Source organism: Iodobacter fluviatilis, assembly GCF_900451195.1.
GTDB lineage: Bacteria > Pseudomonadota > Gammaproteobacteria > Burkholderiales > Chitinibacteraceae > Iodobacter > Iodobacter fluviatilis.
On the sequence record NZ_UGHR01000003.1, the window covers coordinates 370,487 to 390,191 of the forward strand.

Annotated in this window: 15 protein-coding genes; 9 read left to right on the forward strand and 6 right to left on the reverse strand. The window is 50.8% G+C overall.

The window, feature by feature from the left end; genetic code table 11:
- The first annotated feature begins 64 nt into the window (after positions 1–64).
- The 3 genes from DYD62_RS17090 to DYD62_RS17100 all read left to right on the forward strand — a co-directional run bounded on the left by DYD62_RS17090 (position 65) and on the right by DYD62_RS17100 (position 3,139).
- Positions 65–331 (forward strand): oxidative damage protection protein, encoded by a 267-nt coding sequence (locus tag DYD62_RS17090; protein WP_115228617.1) that lies wholly within the window; start codon positions 65–67, stop codon positions 329–331.
- Between the two features lie 262 nt (positions 332–593).
- On the forward strand, positions 594–2,672 hold the full coding sequence (gene ppk1, locus DYD62_RS17095; RefSeq protein ID WP_115228618.1) for a polyphosphate kinase 1: 2,079 nt from the start codon (positions 594–596) through the stop codon (positions 2,670–2,672).
- Positions 2,673–2,680: 8 nt separating this feature from the next.
- Positions 2,681–3,139: a SixA phosphatase family protein gene (locus DYD62_RS17100; RefSeq protein WP_115228619.1), complete on the forward strand. Its 459-nt coding sequence runs from the start codon at positions 2,681–2,683 to the stop codon at positions 3,137–3,139.
- 366 nt (positions 3,140–3,505) lie between these two features.
- Here the strand turns inward: DYD62_RS17100 and DYD62_RS17105 are convergent, their stop codons facing one another.
- The 6 genes from DYD62_RS17105 to polA form a co-directional block, all read right to left on the reverse strand.
- Positions 3,506–4,711 (reverse strand): heme biosynthesis HemY N-terminal domain-containing protein, encoded by a 1,206-nt coding sequence (locus tag DYD62_RS17105; RefSeq protein WP_115228620.1) that lies wholly within the window; start codon positions 4,709–4,711, stop codon positions 3,506–3,508.
- On the reverse strand, positions 4,708–5,748 hold the full coding sequence (locus DYD62_RS17110; RefSeq protein WP_115228621.1) for a uroporphyrinogen-III C-methyltransferase: 1,041 nt from the start codon (positions 5,746–5,748) through the stop codon (positions 4,708–4,710). Before DYD62_RS17110 ends, DYD62_RS17105 begins: the two co-directional genes overlap by 4 nt.
- Positions 5,749–5,750: 2 nt before the next feature.
- Entirely contained in the window at positions 5,751–6,518 is a 768-nt protein-coding gene (locus DYD62_RS17115) for a uroporphyrinogen-III synthase (RefSeq protein WP_115228622.1), read from the reverse strand.
- Entirely contained in the window at positions 6,518–7,459 is a 942-nt protein-coding gene (gene hemC, locus DYD62_RS17120; protein WP_115228623.1) for a hydroxymethylbilane synthase, read from the reverse strand. Before hemC ends, DYD62_RS17115 begins: the two co-directional genes overlap by 1 nt.
- A gap of 67 nt (positions 7,460–7,526) precedes the next feature.
- Positions 7,527–9,512, reverse strand: coding sequence for a type IV pilus assembly protein FimV (locus tag DYD62_RS17125; protein ID WP_132038735.1), 1,986 nt, complete (start codon positions 9,510–9,512; stop codon positions 7,527–7,529).
- 97 nt (positions 9,513–9,609) lie between these two features.
- Entirely contained in the window at positions 9,610–12,378 is a 2,769-nt protein-coding gene (gene polA / locus DYD62_RS17130; protein WP_115228625.1) for a DNA polymerase I, read from the reverse strand.
- A 336-nt stretch (positions 12,379–12,714) separates the two neighbouring features.
- Between polA and DYD62_RS17135 the strand changes: the two genes are divergently transcribed.
- The 6 genes from DYD62_RS17135 (at position 12,715) to DYD62_RS17160 (ending at position 19,694) form a co-directional block, all read left to right on the forward strand.
- On the forward strand, positions 12,715–13,032 hold the full coding sequence (locus DYD62_RS17135; protein ID WP_099398962.1) for a DUF2782 domain-containing protein: 318 nt from the start codon (positions 12,715–12,717) through the stop codon (positions 13,030–13,032).
- Positions 13,033–13,041: 9 nt separating this feature from the next.
- Positions 13,042–13,980: a homoserine kinase gene (locus tag DYD62_RS17140; RefSeq protein WP_115228626.1), complete on the forward strand. Its 939-nt coding sequence runs from the start codon at positions 13,042–13,044 to the stop codon at positions 13,978–13,980.
- Positions 13,977–15,368 (forward strand): FAD-binding oxidoreductase, encoded by a 1,392-nt coding sequence (locus tag DYD62_RS17145; RefSeq protein ID WP_115228627.1) that lies wholly within the window; start codon positions 13,977–13,979, stop codon positions 15,366–15,368. The genes DYD62_RS17140 and DYD62_RS17145 overlap by 4 nt, the downstream gene beginning before the upstream one ends.
- Before the next feature lie 119 nt (positions 15,369–15,487).
- On the forward strand, positions 15,488–17,671 hold the full coding sequence (locus DYD62_RS17150) for a type I secretion system permease/ATPase (RefSeq protein WP_115228628.1): 2,184 nt from the start codon (positions 15,488–15,490) through the stop codon (positions 17,669–17,671).
- A gap of 2 nt (positions 17,672–17,673) precedes the next feature.
- Entirely contained in the window at positions 17,674–19,095 is a 1,422-nt protein-coding gene (locus DYD62_RS17155; RefSeq protein ID WP_115228922.1) for an HlyD family type I secretion periplasmic adaptor subunit, read from the forward strand.
- A complete protein-coding gene (locus tag DYD62_RS17160) occupies positions 19,092–19,694 on the forward strand; it encodes a response regulator transcription factor (RefSeq protein WP_115228629.1) in 603 nt (200 codons plus the stop codon). The genes DYD62_RS17155 and DYD62_RS17160 overlap by 4 nt, the downstream gene beginning before the upstream one ends.
- Positions 19,695–19,705: the final 11 nt, after the last annotated feature.

The window sequence follows — 19,705 nt, forward strand, 5'->3', positions numbered from 1 at the left end:
TAGTAATACTTTAAAATTTGTCATTTTCTAGAAACATAAATGTAATATTATTGAGGTGATACTAATGAGCCGCACTGTGAACTGTGTAAAGTTGGGGCGTGAGGCGGAAGGGATGGATTTTCCGCCGCTGCCGGGCGCTTTAGGTAAGAAGGTTTTTGATAATGTGTCTAAAGAGGCATGGCAGGCTTGGGTTAAGCATCAAACCATGTTGATTAATGAAAACCGCCTGAGCCTTGCTGATCCGCGTGCGCGTCAGTATTTGCAGCAGCAGCTGGAGAATTATTTCTTTGGTGATGGTGCAGAAATGCCCGCAGGCTTTGTGCCGCAATAAAAGTTAAGCACAGGCCACTTATAGTGGCCTTTGTTTTTTCTACAATCCCATTTTGTCTGTTGCAAAACGTGGGTGCATTTAAGAATTAGAGCTCTGGCGGGCTTGCTTGCCCGTTTATTTGTAGATCCAGCCGATTGATTTGTTTGGGTTTATGCCGGCGTTATACAGGCGTTGTGAAGTTTTCAGGACATCCCTTAGCTGGTTGAGTTGCATTTCTTGTCATCCGTATTTTTGATGGGCTATTTAATTTGAGCGAAGAGTGATGAGTTACAAACCTGCCGATAATCAATTAATGCTGAACCGTGAAATGGGATTGTTAGAGTTTAATCGTCGGGTATTGGCCCAGGCGGAAGACGCAAGTAATCCTTTATTAGAGCGTTTGAAATTTCTGTGTATTGTGTCGTCCAATCTGGATGAGTTTTTTGAAGTGCGCGTGGCCTGGCTCAAAGAAAATATGCGCCATAATCCAACTCGGCTTTTACCTGAGGGAATGACGCCGCTGCAGGCTTTTGATTTGGTGGCGCGCGAAGCGCATGATTTGGTTGATCGCCAGTATGATTTATTGCTGGAAGTGATGTTTCCGGCGCTGGCTAAGGAAGGTATTCATTTTTTCCGCCGCAGCGTATGGACAGACGAGCAGCGCGAGTGGGTGCGGGATTTCTTTTTCCGTGAGCTGATGCCTATACTCACGCCAATTGGGCTTGATCCATCTCATCCTTTTCCGCGTGTATTAAATAAGTCGCTGAATTTTATTGTTGAGCTGGAAGGCAACGATGCCTTTGGCCGCAGCTCGGGCATTGCTATTGTGCAAGCGCCACGTATTTTGCCGCGCTTTGTAAAAATGCCAACCGAGATTTCGGGTGTTGAGCATGGCTTTGTTTTCTTGTCTTCGATTTTGCATGCACATGTGGATGAATTGTTTTCTGGTATGCATGTGTTGGGTTGTTATCAATTCCGGGTCACGCGTGATTCTGATTTATCGGTGGATGATGATGATCTGAAAGACCTGCGTGCCGCGCTGAAGGGCGAATTATCGCAGCGCTCTTATGGTGATGCTGTGCGTTTAGAGGTGGCCGATAATTGTCCTAAGCATTTACAGCATTTCTTGCGTGATCAGTTTGGTTTGCAGGATGTGGATCTTTATCGTGTAAATGGCCCGGTTAATCTGGTACGCCTGATGCAGGTGCCGGATCAGGTTGATCGTTCAGATTTAAAGTTTGAGCCCTTTATGCCTGGCGTGCCTGCCGAGCTTCGCAAGCAGCCGGATATGTTTGCGGCGATTCGCCATGGCGATATTCTTTTGCACCACCCCTACCAAAGCTTTACTCCTGTGATCGATTTGCTGCAACAGGCAGCAAGAGATCCGCAGGTCGTGGCGATTAAAATGACGGTCTATCGCACCGGTACAGAGTCGGCTTTGATGGAAGCGCTATGCGATGCCGCAGGGCGCGGTAAAGAGGTGACGGCTGTTGTTGAGCTGATGGCGCGCTTTGATGAAGAAGCCAATATCAACTGGGCAGCCAAGCTGGAGCTGGCGGGTGTGCACGTGGTGTATGGCGTATATGGCTATAAAACTCACGCTAAAATGTTGCTGATTGTGCGCCGTGAGGAAGGAAAACTGCGCCGCTACACTCACGTTGGCACGGGTAATTACCATCCGCGCACAACTAAGCTTTACACTGATTTTGGTTTGATGACGGTCAATGAAGAAATTGTCAGTGATGTAAATGATGTGTTTATGCAGCTCACCGGCCTTGGCTTGGCGGGGGATCATCATCAGCTGTGGCAAGCACCGTTTACCTTGCAGCCGAATATTTTAAAGTATATCGATAAAGAAATTGTCCACGCTAAAGCGGGCCGTAAGGCGGTGATTATCGCCAAAATGAATGCTTTGCTGGAGCCTACCGTCATCGATAAGCTTTATCAGGCATCGCAAGCTGGTGTTACGGTTCATTTGATTGTTCGTGGCGTGTGCGCTTTGCGCCCGGGTATTCCTGGGGTGTCAGAAAACATCCGCGTGCGCTCAATTGTGGGGCGTTTATTAGAACATCACCGCGTTTTCTATTTTTATAATGGCGGTGCAGAGGATGTTTATCTTTCTTCAGCAGACTGGATGGGGCGTAATTTATTCCGCCGCATTGAAATTGCGTTTCCCATCTTAGATCCAAAAGTAAAACGCCGTGTGATTCGTGAAAGCTTGCGCCCAAGCCTAGTAGATAACACTCAGGCTTGGGAAATGCAGTCTGATGGTCGCTATCGTCGTAAGACTGCGCGTGGCGGTAAGGTGCGCTCTTCACAAGCAACATTATTGGCTGAGTTAACAGCTAAACCACGCAATTAAGGGCGACTGTGGATTTAATTTTGTGGCGTCATGCCGAAGCAGAGGAGGGGGCGGATGATTTACGCCGCCCTCTTACGGCTAAAGGGCGTAAGCAGGCAGAAAAAATGGCCGCTTGCTTAAGTAAGCGTCTTGATGGCGGGGCCATCACGGTGATTGCCAGCGAAGCATTGCGTAGCCAGGAAACCGCCAAGGCATTAAGTAAGCAATTTAAGATTGATGCAAGGTTAAATCCCGGTGTTTTATGCGGCTCATATTTAGAGGTGTGTAACTGGCCAAGGGAGCCGGGGAAGACCATTGTGCTGGTTGGGCATCAGCCGGAGCTGGGCCGCGCAGCCGCTGTTATTCTGGCGGGCAAAGAGCTCGATTGGGAGCTGCGCCGGGGGGGCTGCTGGTGGTTGCAGAGGCGGGTTAAGGAAGGGCGGATCAGTTATTCATTACGGATGGTGATGTCGCCAGAATTATTGTAATACTTGCTTCATTAGACTTTCATGTTACTGAAATAGAAAGTTTATTATTTGTTTCAAGTCAATTCTGAGTTAATGATTTCAATGTATTGTGTTAATATCACGTAATATGCTATTGCAAATTACTCGGGGGCAATAAAATGCTAACTAATACGCAAGTCCGTAAACCCGTTGTACCTTCTGGCCATCTTTCTCCAACGCCTGATTTTTTTGAGCGTAATAAGGGATCTGCTCCATTTTCATGGATCACTTTCTCTGATGAGAAAAAACCAGCTGCACCGCCACCTCATAAAAAATAAGAGCTCAATACGCAAAACGGCTGCAATCAATGCAGCCGTTTTTTATTGTCTGTTGCTGTTAAATCAAAGCTTAAATCAGACTGGCCTGGGGTAATGCCAGCGCCAGGCTTGCTTGGTAATGCCGGCTGGCGGCATCGTTTTTATCGAGCGAATCCAGTAATTCTGCCAGCTCTGCATGGGCCACCGCGGTAGGGTGCACAGCAATACTTGCTTCCAGATAGGTTTGTGCTTTACCCCAAAGGGCACTGGCACGGCAGAGCCTGCCAAGTGTCAGCAGCAGCAAATGATCTTCAGGATGCTGCTTAAGCCAAAGCTCGGCTTGTTGCAGCTGAGAAATAAGGGCTTCCCCGGTTAGCCCCAGCGAGCCATAGCGGCCAGCGAGGGGGCTGGACCATTCATTTCTGAGGGTTTCTTCCAGCAGGCTGCGGGCCATTGCGGGCTCACCCTGCTGTTTATAGCTGTCTGTTACTGCTTCAATCAGCTGTGGCAAGGCTTTATCTTGGGCTGGCAGCTTATTCCACCAGTCTTTCAGCTGATGGCTGGATAAAGGTTGTTGTCTCAGCTTGAGCAGATAGGCCTGATTGCGGATGCGTCTGGCTTGTTCGGCATCAACGGCTTCGCTTTTGGCTAACTGTTCTACCAGTCTTAATACCGCATCAGGGTTTTCTTCACGCAAGCGTAAACGCAGCTCCAGCTGCAGAGCTGCGGTCAGCTTGGGTGAGATTTGCTTGGCTGCTGCAAGCGCATTGCTTGCATCGGTATAGCGGCGCTCATCTAGGTACAGCTCCGCAGCCATCATTGCTGCAGCTAAGTGCTGGTTGCCAAAGCGTTGTTGCAGTTTGTCCAGATACTGATCGCGGCGGGCGAAATCACGCATTTGATGCGCGGCACGTGTGGCAAGCAGCGCATTAACGGCAAAAGCATCATTATTTTCACTGTTATTCAGCGCTTCACCGGCCAACCGTTCGGCGCGCTGATAGCGGCCTTCAAAAAAAGCTAAACGTGCTTCGCGCTCCAGCTGAATTGAGGCATCTCTTTGCTGGCGTTCGCGGTATTGCTTTACCTTGTGTGGCAGGCCGCCCAGCTCTGCAACTACGCGCAGCAGCAGATAGAGCAGGGCAATGGTAGCCAGCGTCAGCATTGCAAATACATTGAGTGAAATTTCAATCCGCCATGGCGGCAAGAACAGCAGCACATAGCCAGTATTAAGCTGCGCAAACAGCGTCAGCCCCACGGCCAGTGCAAATAGAGCGATGATCCAGAGCAAAATTCTCATTGCTTGGCCCTTTCTGCAATGGTGCGGGCGCTGCGTACTGCGGCCAAGCTCGTACCGAGTTCCGGCAGCTGGATTGCCAGATCTTGTGCTGCTAACTGTTTCAGCGTGGCAATCGATGTGGCTGTTTGCGGCGCTTTTTTATCGAAGTATTGTTCTAAATAACGCAGGGCAGCCGCGATATCGCCACGGTAGCTGGCTTCATCTTTAAGCAGCAGGGAAGTACGTGCATCCAGCAGCCTGAGCTTGATGTTTTCACGCAGGAAAAAGCTTTGTTCCGGTGAAAGCAACATGGCTTCTGGTTTGTCCATGCGGCGGATCTGAATCAGCTGTTTAAGCTGCTGCCAGATTTCATCAGAAAAATGGGCCAAGGCCGTACTGCTGGCCGATGGTTTTACCACTGGTGTTACATGGCGGTGGCCATCAATCGCCAGAGGCAGGTCTTCTAGGCCTTTAATCAGGCTGTCTAATTTGGCGCTGATCCCAATGATATCAACATAGGGCAGGGCTTTAAGGGTATCAATATCACGGGTAATGCTCTGACGCAGGCTGATCAGCTCCGGGCGGTTCAGCTGAGCGAGTTTTTGGTCGATATTTGCCAGTGCAAGCAGCGCGCCATTTACATTGCCGCCTAATTGCAGTTGCTGGCTAGCAAAGCCAAGGATTTGCTCTATTTCAGAAAGGGCACGGTGGGTTTCATTATGGGTAAGCGCCTCATACATATTATTCAGCGCTTGCTGCTGGCTGAGCGATTCTGCTTGTTTAGCATCCAGCAGCGCCAGTTTGGCGGAAAATTGCTCCTGCAATTTAGCGCTGCTTGCCAGCTGCTGGCTGAACTCAGCAGTGTTGTTTTTATTTGCGGCCAGCTGACGGCTTACTTCAAGCTTGAATTGCTCCATGGCTTGCTGCTGATAGAGCCAGACACCCGCTGTGGCAATTAAGGCTACGCTGCCAAGCACAATAGCGGTCTGCGGAACGAAGCGACGGTCAGGCGTTTGCAGTGCCGCCGCGAGCGAGTCTTGTGAAGTATCCTGAGTCATTTTTATTCCTGGCGGGGTTTTGTGAAGTGCTGACAAATGCCATGCAAAATACCGCTATCCCCTGCATTCGTAAGTTCTACTTGTTTTGCACCCAAAGCGATAAGCGTCTGTGCAATACGCGGATGGGGTACGAAATATATGCGTGATTGTAACGCTTGCAGCGCCTTGTCTCCAGCGAGCTGAAATAAGTGTTGCGCTGCTTCCGAGCTGGATATGACGATGCCATCGCAGCCACTGCTCAATTGGGCATTTAAATGGGCCAGATCGAAGCGGGGAGGCTGTCTTTGGTATGCGGTAATGATAGTCAGCAGTGCGCCACGCTCTTGTAAGGCTTTTGGTAATAATTCACGTCCGCCATTACCACGAAAGATCACCAGCTTTTTACCTGCTAAAAATTGCATTCTGGTTTCTTGCAGCAGGCCTTCACTATCAAATTGCACTGCGGGGCAGATAATATCCTGCACCCCAAGTGCGCTTGCCCGCCGCTCGCTGCCCGGCCCCACCACCGCAACGGGTAGGTTTTTGGGCCATGGCGCGGGCAAATGTGCAAATACGGCGTCAAGCGCGGATGGGCTGATAAAAACGGCCAGATCAAATTGCTCAATATGAGCTAAAGCGGCCTGCAGCGGCGCAGGATCGTCAGGCGGAGCGATTTCTAACAGCGGTAGGGGCAGGACTTCTGCACCTGCGGCTTGCAGCAGGGCGATTAAACCTGCTGCTTGCTGTCCGGGACGTGTCACCCACAGGCGTAGGCCGCTCAGTGTTTGCATTATTCTGCAGCTGCAGCGGCCAGACTCTTCAGAATCTCAGTCGCGCCTTCGGTGCAGAGTAGTTCGGCTACCTGTAAACCTAGCCCGTTGGCGGCGGCTAAAGAGCCATTGCCTTCGGCGTAGATAATATCGCTGCCATCGGGGTTAGCAATAAAGGCTCGCAGGCGCAAAAAGCCATCATCTTCTTCGGCGAAAGCGCCTAATGGAATCTGGCATGAGCCACCCAGACGGCGGGATAAAGAGCGCTCTGCAGTGACACAGGCGGCCGTTGCCGCATGGTTAAAAGGGGCCAGCAGCGAGATCAGATCAGCGCGATCACTGCGTACTTCAATACCCAGTGCGCCTTGGCCCGGTGAGGGCAGGCTGTCGCCAGGAGAAATCGCGCTTTTAATCCGGCTGGCAAGACCCAGACGAATCAGGCCTGCTGAGGCCAGAATAATGGCGTCGTATTCACCCGCATCCAGCTTGCCCAGACGCGTGCCCACATTGCCGCGCAAAGGCTTAATGAGCAAATGCGGAAAACGAGCGCGTAATTGTGATTCGCGGCGCAGGCTGGAGGTGCCCACGACACAGCCGGGCGTTAATTGATCGAGTGAATCGTATTTATTAGAAACAAAGGCATCGCGCGGGTCTTCCCGCTCGCCAATGGCGGCCAGCGTAAAGCCTTCGGGCAAAACCATCGGTACATCTTTCATCGAATGCACGGCCAGATCGGCGCGGCCTTCGGTAATGGCTGTTTCCAGCTCTTTAACAAACAGGCCTTTGCCGCCGATTTTATTCAGGGTTACGTCTAAAATCCGGTCGCCCTGCGTGGTCATGCCGAGTAATTCAACCTGAAGCTCAGGATAAAGCGCCTCAAGCCTCGCCTTTACGTGGTTGGCCTGCCAGAGTGCAAGCGGGCTTTCGCGGGTGGCGATAACAAGGCGGTTAGGTTGAGTCACTTGCGTATCCTTTAGCGTAATTGCATACAGGGACGCATTCTATCATTAGCTGATGCCTAGGTTGGCTTCAGTGTTTACGCGGCTCAAAGACTGAAAGCGGAGGGTGTAATTCGATTTCTAATTCAACCAGATCAATTTCTTCGATGGGTTCGGCTTCTTCAAGTGAAACTGGCGATTTGATTTCTGTGGGGTCGATTTTTTCATCATCAATCGACGATTCGATCTCAAGAATTTCTGTATTTTCAAATGAAAGTGGCGCTTCAGGCTCTATGGGCCTGGTTTCTTCAAAAGGAAGCGATGCTTCTGCTTCCTCTACTTCTTCAAGCGGTAAAGACGCTTCTATGGTTTCTTCATGGTTTTGTAATGAAATATCCAAGGGGCTGCCTGCATCTTCTTCAAGAGAGAATTCCAGCGGGGGCAGATCCAGCGAAATGATTTGTGGGGGTGATATGGATGAGCTTGGCTTTGCTGGTGGTTCTTCAGCAGCAGGCGCAGATAAAAACTCCATCAGCATGGCGTCTTGCTCGCTTAATGGCTCGGCAGCAATGGGCTCGGGCTCGGGCAGCAGGTCCTGGCTGGTTTCCGCCTCAGGGTTTTCTTTAATCGCAGGCTCAGCCGTGGTTTCTGCCGTGTCTTCGTGAGCGCTGTATAGCGGGTTTTCCGGATCCAGCCGGTAGCCAATATTGCGGACCAGCGCCCAGTCGTCAGCATCGCCGCCTAGGTCATGGAAGCGCCTAGCTAGCTGGGCATATTCAGTTTTCATACCTTGCTGGCGTAAAACACGGAACAGCAGCAGCCATGGCTCACTATCGGCCTCGTTTTCGTCTATCGTCTGATAAAGAAGCTCAATGGCCTGATCGGTTTCACCCTGGGCCACCAGTAATTGTGCCCGCTCCAGCGTGGCGCTGCCGTCTTCTTCTTCCTGCACTTCAATGCCACCGTAGAACAGCTGGCTGTGGCGGAAAAGAGAATGCTCATCTGCATCTGCAGCGGCAGGTTTAATAATTTTTGGTCCGGTACGGGAGAGATGAGAAATCGCGCTTTCTGCGTCCGCGTCCCAGCTGGTTTGATTTTGCTGGCGGCGGCGCAGCCATAAGCCCGCCCCGGCTGCGGCAGCTAATGCGGCCATCACGGCGGCCATCCACCAGCTGCTACTAGCAGAATCATTTGTTGTTGTGCGTTTGGGCGCTGTGGGTACTGATGCTTCTGAAGGCGCTGGCGGAGCTGCGCTGCTGATATTCAGGGTGGCCAGCGGGGTGCTGGTGGGCTCGGGCGTGTTGCTTGTTGCTACAGCGTTTGCACCGCTTAAAGCCTGTAGATGCAGCATGGATTGCTGCAGACGCAGCATTTCTGATTGCAGCTGCTCTTGCAAGCTTTGCATCATGGCGATTTTAGTTTTTAGCTCTTCCGGGCTAAGCACTTCAGGCGCCTGGTTTTTAAAACTTAATTCGCTTTCAATCCGCAACTGGCCATTGCTGGCAGGCAGAGAAATGGGTATTTCTGCAGGTTTTTGTTTGTTTTGGACGACGGTTGTCTGGCTGTTTGTGTCTTTACTGGCACTGACGGGCTTTGCTGCACGACGGGGCCGGCTGGCTGTGGTGCTGCTTACAGGGCGGGCTGCGGCATGTGTTTCTTCTGCAACACTTGGAAGGGTGAGTGGCGCCGGATCTAAAAACACAGTGTAGCTGCGTTGCAGCAGCTGGCCCTTACACTCCATTTTTATACTGAAGCCTGCCATAGGCTCATTTACAACATCGGCAGACTGAATCAGGATCTGCCCGCCGCGCTCTTTCGCCAGCAGGCGCAGCGAGGCCTGGCCCAAGCCCGGCAGATCGTTGGCAGGGGCGACGAGGCTCAGTTTGCTGCAGTCTTCTGCTAAGCCATCTTCAGGTGCCAGCTGGTAACTTACAGTGCCCCGAAATCGCTGACCAACGGCAGATTGAATAGTCAGCTCCCCCAGCGTCAGGGCCGCAGCAGGCTCGCTCACGACCAGAGCAAGACACAGCATCTTCCAGCTAAACTGCAGCTTGAGAGGGGGAGTGTTTATCTTCATTAATTGATTAAGCCGTTTAAATGCCAAGTAGATGTAATTTAACGCTGTAGCTGGACTGTAGACTATTTACTTAAGGCTGACAAAGAGAGTGTCAGAATTAATGCGCTTCTTCCCAGTTTAAACCTGCGCCCACTTCAGCCAGCAGGGGAACAGTCAGCTTGGCGGCGGCGGCCATTTTAAGCGGCAGTTGTTCACGCATCATTTCAACTTCTGCGTCGGGTACTTCCAGCACCAGTTCATCGTGTACTTGCATAATCAGCCTGCTTTGCAGGCCTTCGGCTTTTATCCAATCTGCCACATTAATCATGGCGAGTTTAATCAAGTCAGCTGCCGTTCCCTGCATTGGTGCATTAATCGCTGCTCGTTCTGCCCCTGCGCGGCGGGCGGCATTGGCTGATTTAATTTCAGGTAGCCATAGGCGGCGGCCAAATACGGTTTCTACATAGCCGTGCTCTTTGGCGCTGGCGCGAATGTTTTCCATATACATGGCCACGCCTTGAAAGCGGGCAAAGTAGCGGTCGATAAAGTTTTTTGCGGCGTCGCGCGGGATTTCCAGCTGGGCCGCCAGGCCAAATACGCCCATGCCGTAAATCAGGCCAAAGTTAATGCTTTTGGCGTAGCGGCGTTGCTCGCTGCTGACTTGATCGAGTGCCACGGCAAACACTTCGGCGGCGGTGGTGCGGTGGATATCTTCACCCGAGTTAAACGCAGCAATCATCGCCTCGTCGCCGGAGAGGTGTGCCATGATGCGCAGCTCGATTTGCGAGTAATCGGCAGACATAATTTGCCAGCCTTTAGGCGCAATAAAAGCTTCACGAATCTTGCGGCCTTCCATGCTTTTAATCGGGATATTTTGTAAATTTGGCTCGGTAGAGCTTAAGCGCCCGGTTACCGCTACGGTCTGGTTGTAGCTGGTATGCACACGGCCCGTGCGAGGGTTCACCATCAGCGGCAGTTTGTCGGTGTAGGTTGATTTCAGCTTGGATAAGGAGCGGTGTTCGAGTAGCACTTTAGGCAGCGGAAAATCTTTTGCCAGCTCTTGCAGTACTTCTTCATCCGTAGACGGCGCACCCTTGGGGGTTTTCTTGATCACCGGCAGTTTGAGCTGCTCAAAGAAGATCTCGCCAATTTGCTTGGGGCTGGACAGATTAAATGGCTGGCCGGCTAAATCGTAAGCCGTTTGTTCTAGTTCCAGCAGGCGAAGGCCAATTTCGTGGCTTTGCTGATTGAGCTTATGGCTGTCGAGCAGCACACCGGTGCGCTCCATTTCAAACAACACGCTGCGGGATGGCATTTCGATTTCGCGGTAAACATGGGCCAGCCCGCCACTTAGGCGCGGCAACATGGCATGAGCCAGTTGCAGGGTGATATCGGCGTCTTCTGCGGCGTAAGTGCTGGCGATATCGACTGCCACTTCGTCAAAGCCAATTTGCTTTGCTCCTTTGCCACACAGCTCTTCAAATTTTATGGTGGTAAGGCCCAGCTCGCGCTCGGCTTGTGCATCCATATTGTGTTTTTCATGGCTGGCCAGCACATAAGACATTAAGAGGGTGTCGTCTTCGACTCCTGCTAATGCAATGCCGTGATTGGCAAAAATGTGCTGATCAAATTTTAAATTTTGGCCCAATTTTTTATGGCTGGCGGATTCCAGCCAAGGTTTGAGCTTGGCAAGCGTTGCATCCAGTGGCAGCTGATCGACTGCATCCGGCCCGCGGTGGGCGAGCGGCAGATAGGCTGCGTGGCCTTCTTCTATGCAAAACGACATGCCGACGATTTGCGAGTTTAAAGCATCCAAACCCGTGGTTTCGGTATCGAGTGACACAACTGGCGCGGCCATCAACTGCTCAAGCCAGCGATCCAGTTCGGCATCGCTCAGAATGGTTTGATAGTTGCGTGGGGCGGCAGGGCGCTCAGCGGGTGCATCCATGATGGGAGTGATGCTTTGGGGTTTGGCAGCAGGGCTGGCGACAAGGCTAAATAAATCGTCGCTGGCAGGGCCTGCAGCCACTTTGCTTTCTGCTTCACGGATCCATGTTCTGAAATTGGCCTGGCGGAAAATCCCCAGCAGCGTTTCCCAGTCCTCGGCTTGTGGCTGTAGATCGGTAAATTGCTGTGGTAATTCGCGGCTTAAGTCCAGATCACATTTAATAGTAACCAGCTGTTTGGCCATGGGCAGCCATTCCAGCGTTTTGCGTAAATTCTCGCCAACCACGCCTTTAATGGCGTCTGCATTGGCCATCACGGCATCGAGGGTTTGATATTCATCCAGCCATTTTTTTGCGGTTTTCGGGCCGCACTTAGGTACGCCCGGTACGTTATCGACGGTATCGCCAATCAGCGCGAGATAATCGACAATTTGCTCTGGGCGCACGCCAAATTTATTGATGACGCCTTCGATATCCAGCACTTCTTCGGTCATCGAGTTTTCGATACGCACATACTGATTAACCAGCTGTGCCATATCTTTATCGCCGGTCGACATAATGGTAGTAATACCATGCTCTGTGCCCCAGCTTGCAAGCGTGCCAATCACATCGTCTGCTTCTACGCCATCCACCATCAGTATCTTTATGCCAAATGCTTTCACTGCTGCGTGAATCGGTTCGATTTGAACGCGCAGCTCGTCTGGCATAGATGGGCGTTGTGCTTTGTATTCGCTGTATAAATCGTCGCGAAAGGTTTTGCCCTTGGCGTCAAAGACACAGGCGATATAATCGGCAGGCGTTTGCTGGCGCAGCTTTTTAAGCATATTAACAAAGCCGTACAGCGCATTAGTGGGGGTGCCGTCTGGAGCCGCCAGATCACGGATCGCATGGAAGGCTCGGTAGAGGTAGGAGGAGCCGTCAATTAAAAGCAGGGTCGCCATGCGATGAAACTCTCTATACTTGATGTAAGAAAAATAGCAGCTTGCTTAACGCTTAAGCCAGAAGTGCTCGGTTTGGATTTGCTAAAATGAGGGTGAATCCAGCGTATTATAAGGCTTAAGCCATTGAATCGCTGTTTTTATCTGTCAGTTTAAACATGTCACTGCTGACATTTGTTTCATGATCATTCTGATGTATACGTCAAGTTTCTGCTGAGCCCTTGCATGGACATGGTGATCATGAAGCCGGGCTTTGTGGCCATTTCTACAAATCATGGCCGGTGTAAATCAGAAATCAGACCGGGCCTCTGGCCTGAGCTGGCCTAAAAAGGAAATCAAATGCGCCCTATTTTACTTAGCCTCTTATTGAGTAGCTCCGTGTATGCCGCCGCTCCCAGCGATGCGCCCCCGCCTTTGCCTGCGACCGAAAGCGAAGCAAAGGTGCTTGAAGCACCGGAAATACGTGTGATCGAGAAAACCGACGCAACGATTGCCGAGTATCGCCTCAGGGGGAAGCTTTACATGATGAAAGTAACGCCTAAGGTTGGCCTGCCATATTTCCTTGTTGATAAAGAAGGGCAGGGGCGTTTTGATCGCAGTGATGATCTGGGCGGTAGTAATTTATCCGTGCCACGTTGGGTCATTTTTGAATTTTGAGTTGAATCTATGTCCGTTTTTACTACCGTGACTGCGGAAGACCTCGGTCCCTTCCTGAAGCGTTACTCCATTGGCAGCTTGCTGGAGCTTAAAGGCATTGCCGCAGGGATTACCAATACCAATTATTTTGTCACGACCACCCACGGTCGCTATGTGCTGACCTTGTTTGAGAATCTGGCTGCAGATGAGCTGCCTTTTTACGTTAATTTAATGGCTCATCTGGCGGATCATGGCATTGCCGTGGCGGCACCGATTGCAAATCTGGCGGATCAATACGTTGATGAACTCAATGGCCGCCCAACCTTGCTGGTGCAGTGTGTGCCTGGCACGGTGGTGGACGAGCCAAGTGCAGCACAATGCTTTGAAGTGGGTGAAATGCTGGCGCAAATGCATTTGGCAGCAGGCAGCTATCGCGGACAAATGCAAAATCCGCGTGGTGCCGCTTGGTGGAATGCAACGGCACCCCTGCTGTTTGATTTGATGAGCGCGGCTGATGCCGCGTTGCTGCGGGCAGAGCTGGCTTTGCAAGCCGGGCAGGATTTTGCTGATTTACCCAAAGGCGTGATTCATGCGGATTTATTCCGCGATAACGTCTTAATGAATGGCGATCATGTTGGCGGTTTTATTGATTTTTATTACGCCTGTAATGATGTTCTTCTTTACGACTTAGCCATTACTTTGAATGACTGGTGCGTGTGCGAATCCGGTGATATGGATGCCGAAAGAGCCAGAGCCTTATTGCTGGGCTACCAGGGGGTTCGTGCTTTAAAGGTTGATGAAATAGCCGCATGGCCAAATATCTTGCGCGCCGCTGCCCTGCGTTTCTGGGTGTCGCGTTTGTATGATTTTTATAAGCCGGCAGCGGGTGAAATGACCTTTGCAAAAGACCCCGGGCATTTTCAGCGGGTCATCAGTGCTCATGCAGAGCGTCAGGATTTCTGGCTGTGAACACATTTTTAGAAACGCTTAAAGGTTTGCTGGATACGGCAGGTGTTTTAACAGGCAAGGACACCGCAGCGTATTGCTTAGATCAGCGCCGCCGCTATCAGGGATCTGCGCTGGCTGTAGCTAGGCCACGTTCTACTGCTGAAGTGGCTGCGGTGATTGAGCTTTGCGCCTTGCATGGTATTGCTATTGTGCCGCAAGGGGGGAATACCAGCTTATGCGGCGGTGCAACGCCTGATGCATCAGGTACGGCGCTGGTGTTGTCGCTGGAGCGAATGAATCACATCCTTGAGGTTGATCCTGAAAATAACACCATGATTGTTGAAGCAGGTGCCATTCTCGCCGATGTGCAGGCTGCAGCAAGGGCTGCTAATCGCCTGTTCCCTGCCGAATGGGCTGCTTCTGGCTCTTGCCGTATCGGTGGTGCATTGGCCACTAATGCAGGTGGTGTCAATGTGCTGCGTTACGGCAATATGCGGGAGCTGACGCTGGGGCTTGAGGTGGTTTTGCCCAGTGGCGAGGTCTGGAATGGTTTACGGGGTTTAAGAAAAGACAATACGGGCTATGATTTAAAGCAGCTCTTTGTTGGCTCTGAAGGAACATTAGGTGTGATTACCCGTGCGGTTTTGAGGCTTTACCCGCTGCCAACGGCCCATGCAACGGCTCTGGTGGCGGTGAGCGATCCTGCTGCAGCGGTAGAGCTGCTGCGTGGGGTGCAGGCTGCAGTTGGGGACCGGGTAACTTCTTTTGAGTTGATTTCCAAGCCCTGTTTTGAATTACTGGCCAAGCAGTGCCCTGCCTTGCCGCATCCATTCAGCCCTTTGCCTGAATGGGCGGTGTTAGTAGAGTTGTCTGATGGTGGTGACAGCCACGCGCTGACCGATCAATTGGCAGAAGTTTTACATGCACTTGCTTGTGATAATGCTTTGCTGGCACAAAACAGCAGGCAGGCCAGAGATTTTTGGCAGCTTCGGGAACATATTCCTGAGGCGCAGCGAAGAGAAGGCGTAAGTATCAAGCACGATATTAGCGTGCCTGTGGGCAATATCCCTGCATTTTTAAATGAATGTGGTCAGCAATTAGCATTGGCATTCAGTGATGCGTCAATTATTGCTTTTGGGCATTTAGGTGATGGTAATTTGCATTACAACGTTTTTAGGACGGATAAAACAGCGGCATTGTATGCAAATGAGCCGGCTGTCAATGATATTGTTTATTCTTGTGTGGCGTTTCACAATGGCAGTATTAGTGCAGAACATGGTATTGGACAATTAAAGCGTTATCATTTAGCTCAATATAGAAATCCTCTAGAATTAACTATAATGCAGCAAATAAAACGAGTGTTTGATCCTAAACAAATCATGAATCCGGGTAAAGTATTAATTGATTAATGTTTATAAATTTTTTTCATATACATTTCGCATTGATATTCTATACAATAGGAACAATGATTAAGTTTGCAATTGCGGCAGCAATATTTTTTTATCACTACTAAATATAAAGTTAATGCATGAGCGAGTCCAATCCCAGCCATTCTAAAGCGACTGATCGTCCTGACTGGCGAGTGGGAGAGCATCAGAGTCGTTTTGATCCACTTCTGGATTGTCTTGCCGAGCTGACACGCATTCACGGGCAGCCGTGGACGTGTGAAGCTTTATCGGCAGGCCTGCCTCTCACAGATAATCTGCTTTCGCCTTCTCTTGTGCCTCGTGCCGCCGCTCGGGCGGGGCTTTCTGCCCGAGTGGTCCGCCGCGCTTTGCAAGAGCTGCCAAGCAGCTTATTTCCCGTTATTTTGCTGCTTAAAGACCGTGGCGCCTGCCTGCTGCTTGAGTGGACAGACGATGGTATGGCCCGTATCTGCTTCCCTGAGACGGGTGAATCTTCCGAGCTGGTGGATGCTGAATCCTTAGCCGCATTGCATAACGGGATTGTGATTTTTGTCCGCCCTAAATTCAGGTTTGAAGCGCGTGCGCCTGAGCACGGTGCGGTGCGAAGCCGGCACTGGTTCTGGGGTGTAGTTAAAGACAACTGGCGTTTATACCGTGATGCTTTGCTGGCTGCGCTACTGATTAATCTTTTGGCACTGGCGATGCCGTTGTTTTCGATGAATGTATACGATCGGGTTGTGCCGAATCATGCCCTAGAAACATTATGGGTGTTGGCGGTAGGTGCATTGGCAGTGCTGTGTTTCGATTTGATTTTGCGCACAATTCGTGGGCACATTATTGATGTCGCGTCCAAGCGGATTGATGTAACGCTCTCTGCGCTGATTATGGAGCGGGTGCTGGGTTTGCGTATGGAAGCACGCCCGGCATCTGTGGGCTCTTTTGTGGCAAATCTGCGTGCTTTTGAATCGGTGCGCGATTTTATTGCCTCTGCGTCGATCACCACCCTGGTCGATTTACCCTTTGTGCTGATTTTCCTTCTGGTGATGGTATGGATTTCTCCATGGCTTGCCGTGCCTGCCATGGTGGGCATTGTGCTGGTGGTGGGCTTTACACTGCTGGCTCAGGACAAAATGCAGGAAATGGTAGAGCTGACCCAGCGTGCCTCTGCGCAGCGCAATGCGACTTTGGTTGAGGGGCTGGTGGGGATTGAAACCATTAAGGTGATGGGGGCAGAAAGCGAGTTTCAGCGCCGCTGGGAGCGATCCACTCATTTTCTGGCGCAAATTGGCTCCAAGCTCAAATTACTATCATCTACCACGGTTAATTTTGCTTCCTTTATCAGCCAGTTAGTCAGTGTGGTCGTTATTATTGTGGGTGTGTATCTGCTGACTGAAAATATGGTGACGATGGGGGGGATTATTGCGGCCTCTATGTTATCGGGCCGGGCATTAGCACCACTTGGGCAAGTCGCTGGTTTATTAATGCAATATCAGAATGCCCGTACTTCATTAGCCGGTATTGAATCGCATATGAAATTACCGGTTGAACGCCCTGCAAATAGTAATTTTTTACACCGGGAATCATTCCGGGGTGATATTGAATTTAAAAATGTGAGCTTTGCCTATGCAGGCAATGATGAAAAAGTATTAAACAATGTTTCATTTAAGTTAAAAGCTGGCGAAAAGATGGCCATTATTGGCCGTATTGGCTCGGGTAAAACAACCATAGAAAAACTCATTCTTGGTTTGTATTACCCAAGTGAAGGTGCAGTATTGATTGATGGCGTGGATACACGGCAAATTGATCCCGCTGAATTACGCCGTGCAGTGGGGCATGTGCCGCAAGAGCCGATCTTATTTTATGGCACGCTGCGTCAGAATATTGCTATGGGTGCACCCTTTGCAGATGACGGCAGTATTCTGGCTGCCGCAGAGCTGGCCGGGGTTAAAGAGTTTTCAGATTTGCATCCGCGTGGCTTTGATATGCTGATTTCCGAGCGGGGTGATTCATTATCAGGAGGCCAGCGCCAGACCGTTTCTATTGCCCGTGCCATGCTGAACGACCCTCCTATGCTGTTGCTGGATGAGCCCACCAGCGCCATGGATCATCTTTCTGAAGAAAAACTTAAAGCGCGCCTTAAAGCGTATATCACGCAAAAAACATTATTGCTGGTGACTCACCGAACCTCATTACTTGATTTGGTCGATCGTCTGATTGTGCTAGATCAGGGCCAAGTGGTGGCCGACGGGCCTAAGGCTCAGGTGATTGAGGCGCTGCAGCAGGGCAGAATAGGCAGGAGCAGCTGATGATGCAAATTGAAAGCGCCAAGCCTCATTTCTTGCGCAAAAAGTGGCAGAAGCTGGTGAGCATCAGCTCTTACTGGTTTGACCGGTATTTATTTCGTGGCGAAGCCCACGATATGGTCGATCACAGTGATTTTGTGGCTGATGCCGATTGGGTGATTGTTGAGCAGAGCCCGCGCGGAGCGCGCATTCTGGTCTGGACTTCCGCGGTTACTGTATTTGTGGTGCTGCTCTGGGCAGGTCTGGCCAAAATTGATGAAGTGACGCGTGGTGAAGGTAAAGTGATTCCTTCGAGGCAAATTCAGGTGATTCAGAGCCTAGATGGCGGGATTGTTAAAGAAATTCTGGTCAGAGAAGGTCAGCAGGTCAAAATGGGTCAGCTGCTGGTCACGATTGATCCCACGCGTTTTGTTTCATCGCTGAAAGAAAACCGGGCTCAGTATTTATCACTCAAGGCCAAGGCTGCACGGCTTGAGGCTTTGTCTTCGGGGCAGCCGTTTGTTGTGCCTGCCGAAGTTCAGACAGAATCACCAGAAATTGTGATTCAGGAACGTGGCCTTTATGAGTCCCGTAAGGCAGAAATGAATGCCCTGATTAGTGGTGCACAGCAGCAGTTAGTGCAGCGCGGGCAAGAGCTGAACGAAGCAAGAGCAAGGCGTGAGCAGGCCGGCCAGGGTTATGCTCTTACTTTGCGGGAGCTGGAAGCCACTAAGCCGCTTCTGAAAAGCGGCGCTGTTTCTGATGTGGAAGTCTTGCGGCTGGAGCGTGATGTATCACGCTATTTGGGCGAGCGAGATTCTGCAAGCTCGCAAATTCCGCGTATTCAATCGGCGATGAGCGAGGCAGGCAGTAAAATTCGCGAAGTAGAGCTGACATTCCGAAACCAGGCACGCTCAGAATTGGGTGAAACCGTAGGTAAGTTAAATAGCCTGACCGAAGGCAGCGTGGCACTGGCTGATCGCGTGAAGCAATCTGAAATTCGCTCCCCGGTCAATGGCACTGTTAAACAGCTTCAGGTGAATACCGTAGGCGGAGTTGTGCAGCCAGGCAAAGATATTATTGAAGTTGTGCCCGGGGACGATGCGCTATTGCTGGAGGCAAGGATTTTGCCGAAAGACATTGCTTTTCTGCGCCCTGGTGCACCAGCAATTGTGAAGTTTACTGCCTATGATTTCTCTATCTATGGCGGGCTTGATGCAAAGCTGGAGCACATCAGTGCAGACACTGTGGTGGATGAAAAAGGGAATGCTTTTTATATTGTAAAAGTAAGAACCAACGCTAGTTTCTTGAAGGCAGGGGATAAAAAACTGCCGATTATTCCAGGTATGGTGGCCGAGGTTGATATTCTGACTGGTAAAAAAACGGTGTTGTCTTACCTGCTGAAACCGGTACTCCGTGCAAAATCTAATGCGTTGACTGAGCGATGAACTACTCAATACTGACGGCTGATCCTTTTTTGTTTGCTCATGTTCAGCAGGCGACCCAACAAGCGCTGATCAGGCTGGATTCGCTGGCGGCTTTGGCCGGCCGCTCTGAAGGCGTGGTGCTGATCGATCTGGCGCTTGCTGCTTTGCCTGCGCTGAATGATCCGGCATGGCTGAGCTATACCGCAGAGCATCAGATTATCTTTGTCAGCTCTGCCCCTAGCGATGCAGAGCATCTGGCGGCACTTACGGCTGGCGCGCGCGGTTATTGTCATGCTTATGCTGCAAGTGAGTCATTACTGGCTGTGATAAACGTAGTTGCGGCGGGTGGAGTGTGGGCTGGGCCTGCTATTTTGCAAGCGCTGATTCGTTCTATGAATAAATTATTTGCGCCTAAAGATACCGATGCTTGGATGGCACCTTTAACTGCCCGCGAGCGGGAAGTGGCAATTCTTGCCTCAAATGGCAACGTCAATAAAGATATCGCCAGAGAGCTGGGGATTACCGAACGCACCGTTAAATTTCATTTAGGTTTGATTTTTGAAAAGCTGAAAGTGAGTGATCGCTTACAGCTGGCTTTGCTGGCGAAAGGGATTCGCTAGAATTAAACACT

Bases quoted from the DNA above. Each gene is read 5' to 3' on its own strand.
- DYD62_RS17115 (WP_115228622.1), bottom strand. From the start codon at position 6,518: ATGCAAACACTGAGCGGCCTACGCCTGTGGGTGACACGTCCCGGACAG.
- DYD62_RS17155 (WP_115228922.1), top strand. From the start codon at position 17,674: ATGCAAATTGAAAGCGCCAAGCCTCATTTCTTGCGCAAAAAGTGGCAG.
- DYD62_RS17140 (WP_115228626.1), top strand. From the start codon at position 13,042: ATGTCCGTTTTTACTACCGTGACTGCGGAAGACCTCGGTCCCTTCCTG.
- DYD62_RS17150 (WP_115228628.1), top strand. From the start codon at position 15,488: ATGAGCGAGTCCAATCCCAGCCATTCTAAAGCGACTGATCGTCCTGAC.
- DYD62_RS17090 (WP_115228617.1), top strand. From the start codon at position 65: ATGAGCCGCACTGTGAACTGTGTAAAGTTGGGGCGTGAGGCGGAAGGG.
- DYD62_RS17105 (WP_115228620.1), bottom strand. From the start codon at position 4,711: ATGAGAATTTTGCTCTGGATCATCGCTCTATTTGCACTGGCCGTGGGG.
- DYD62_RS17125 (WP_132038735.1), bottom strand. From the start codon at position 9,512: ATGAAGATAAACACTCCCCCTCTCAAGCTGCAGTTTAGCTGGAAGATG.
- ppk1 (WP_115228618.1), top strand. From the start codon at position 594: ATGAGTTACAAACCTGCCGATAATCAATTAATGCTGAACCGTGAAATG.
- DYD62_RS17110 (WP_115228621.1), bottom strand. From the start codon at position 5,748: ATGACTCAGGATACTTCACAAGACTCGCTCGCGGCGGCACTGCAAACG.
- DYD62_RS17135 (WP_099398962.1), top strand. From the start codon at position 12,715: ATGCGCCCTATTTTACTTAGCCTCTTATTGAGTAGCTCCGTGTATGCC.
- polA (WP_115228625.1), bottom strand. From the start codon at position 12,378: ATGGCGACCCTGCTTTTAATTGACGGCTCCTCCTACCTCTACCGAGCC.
- DYD62_RS17160 (WP_115228629.1), top strand. From the start codon at position 19,092: ATGAACTACTCAATACTGACGGCTGATCCTTTTTTGTTTGCTCATGTT.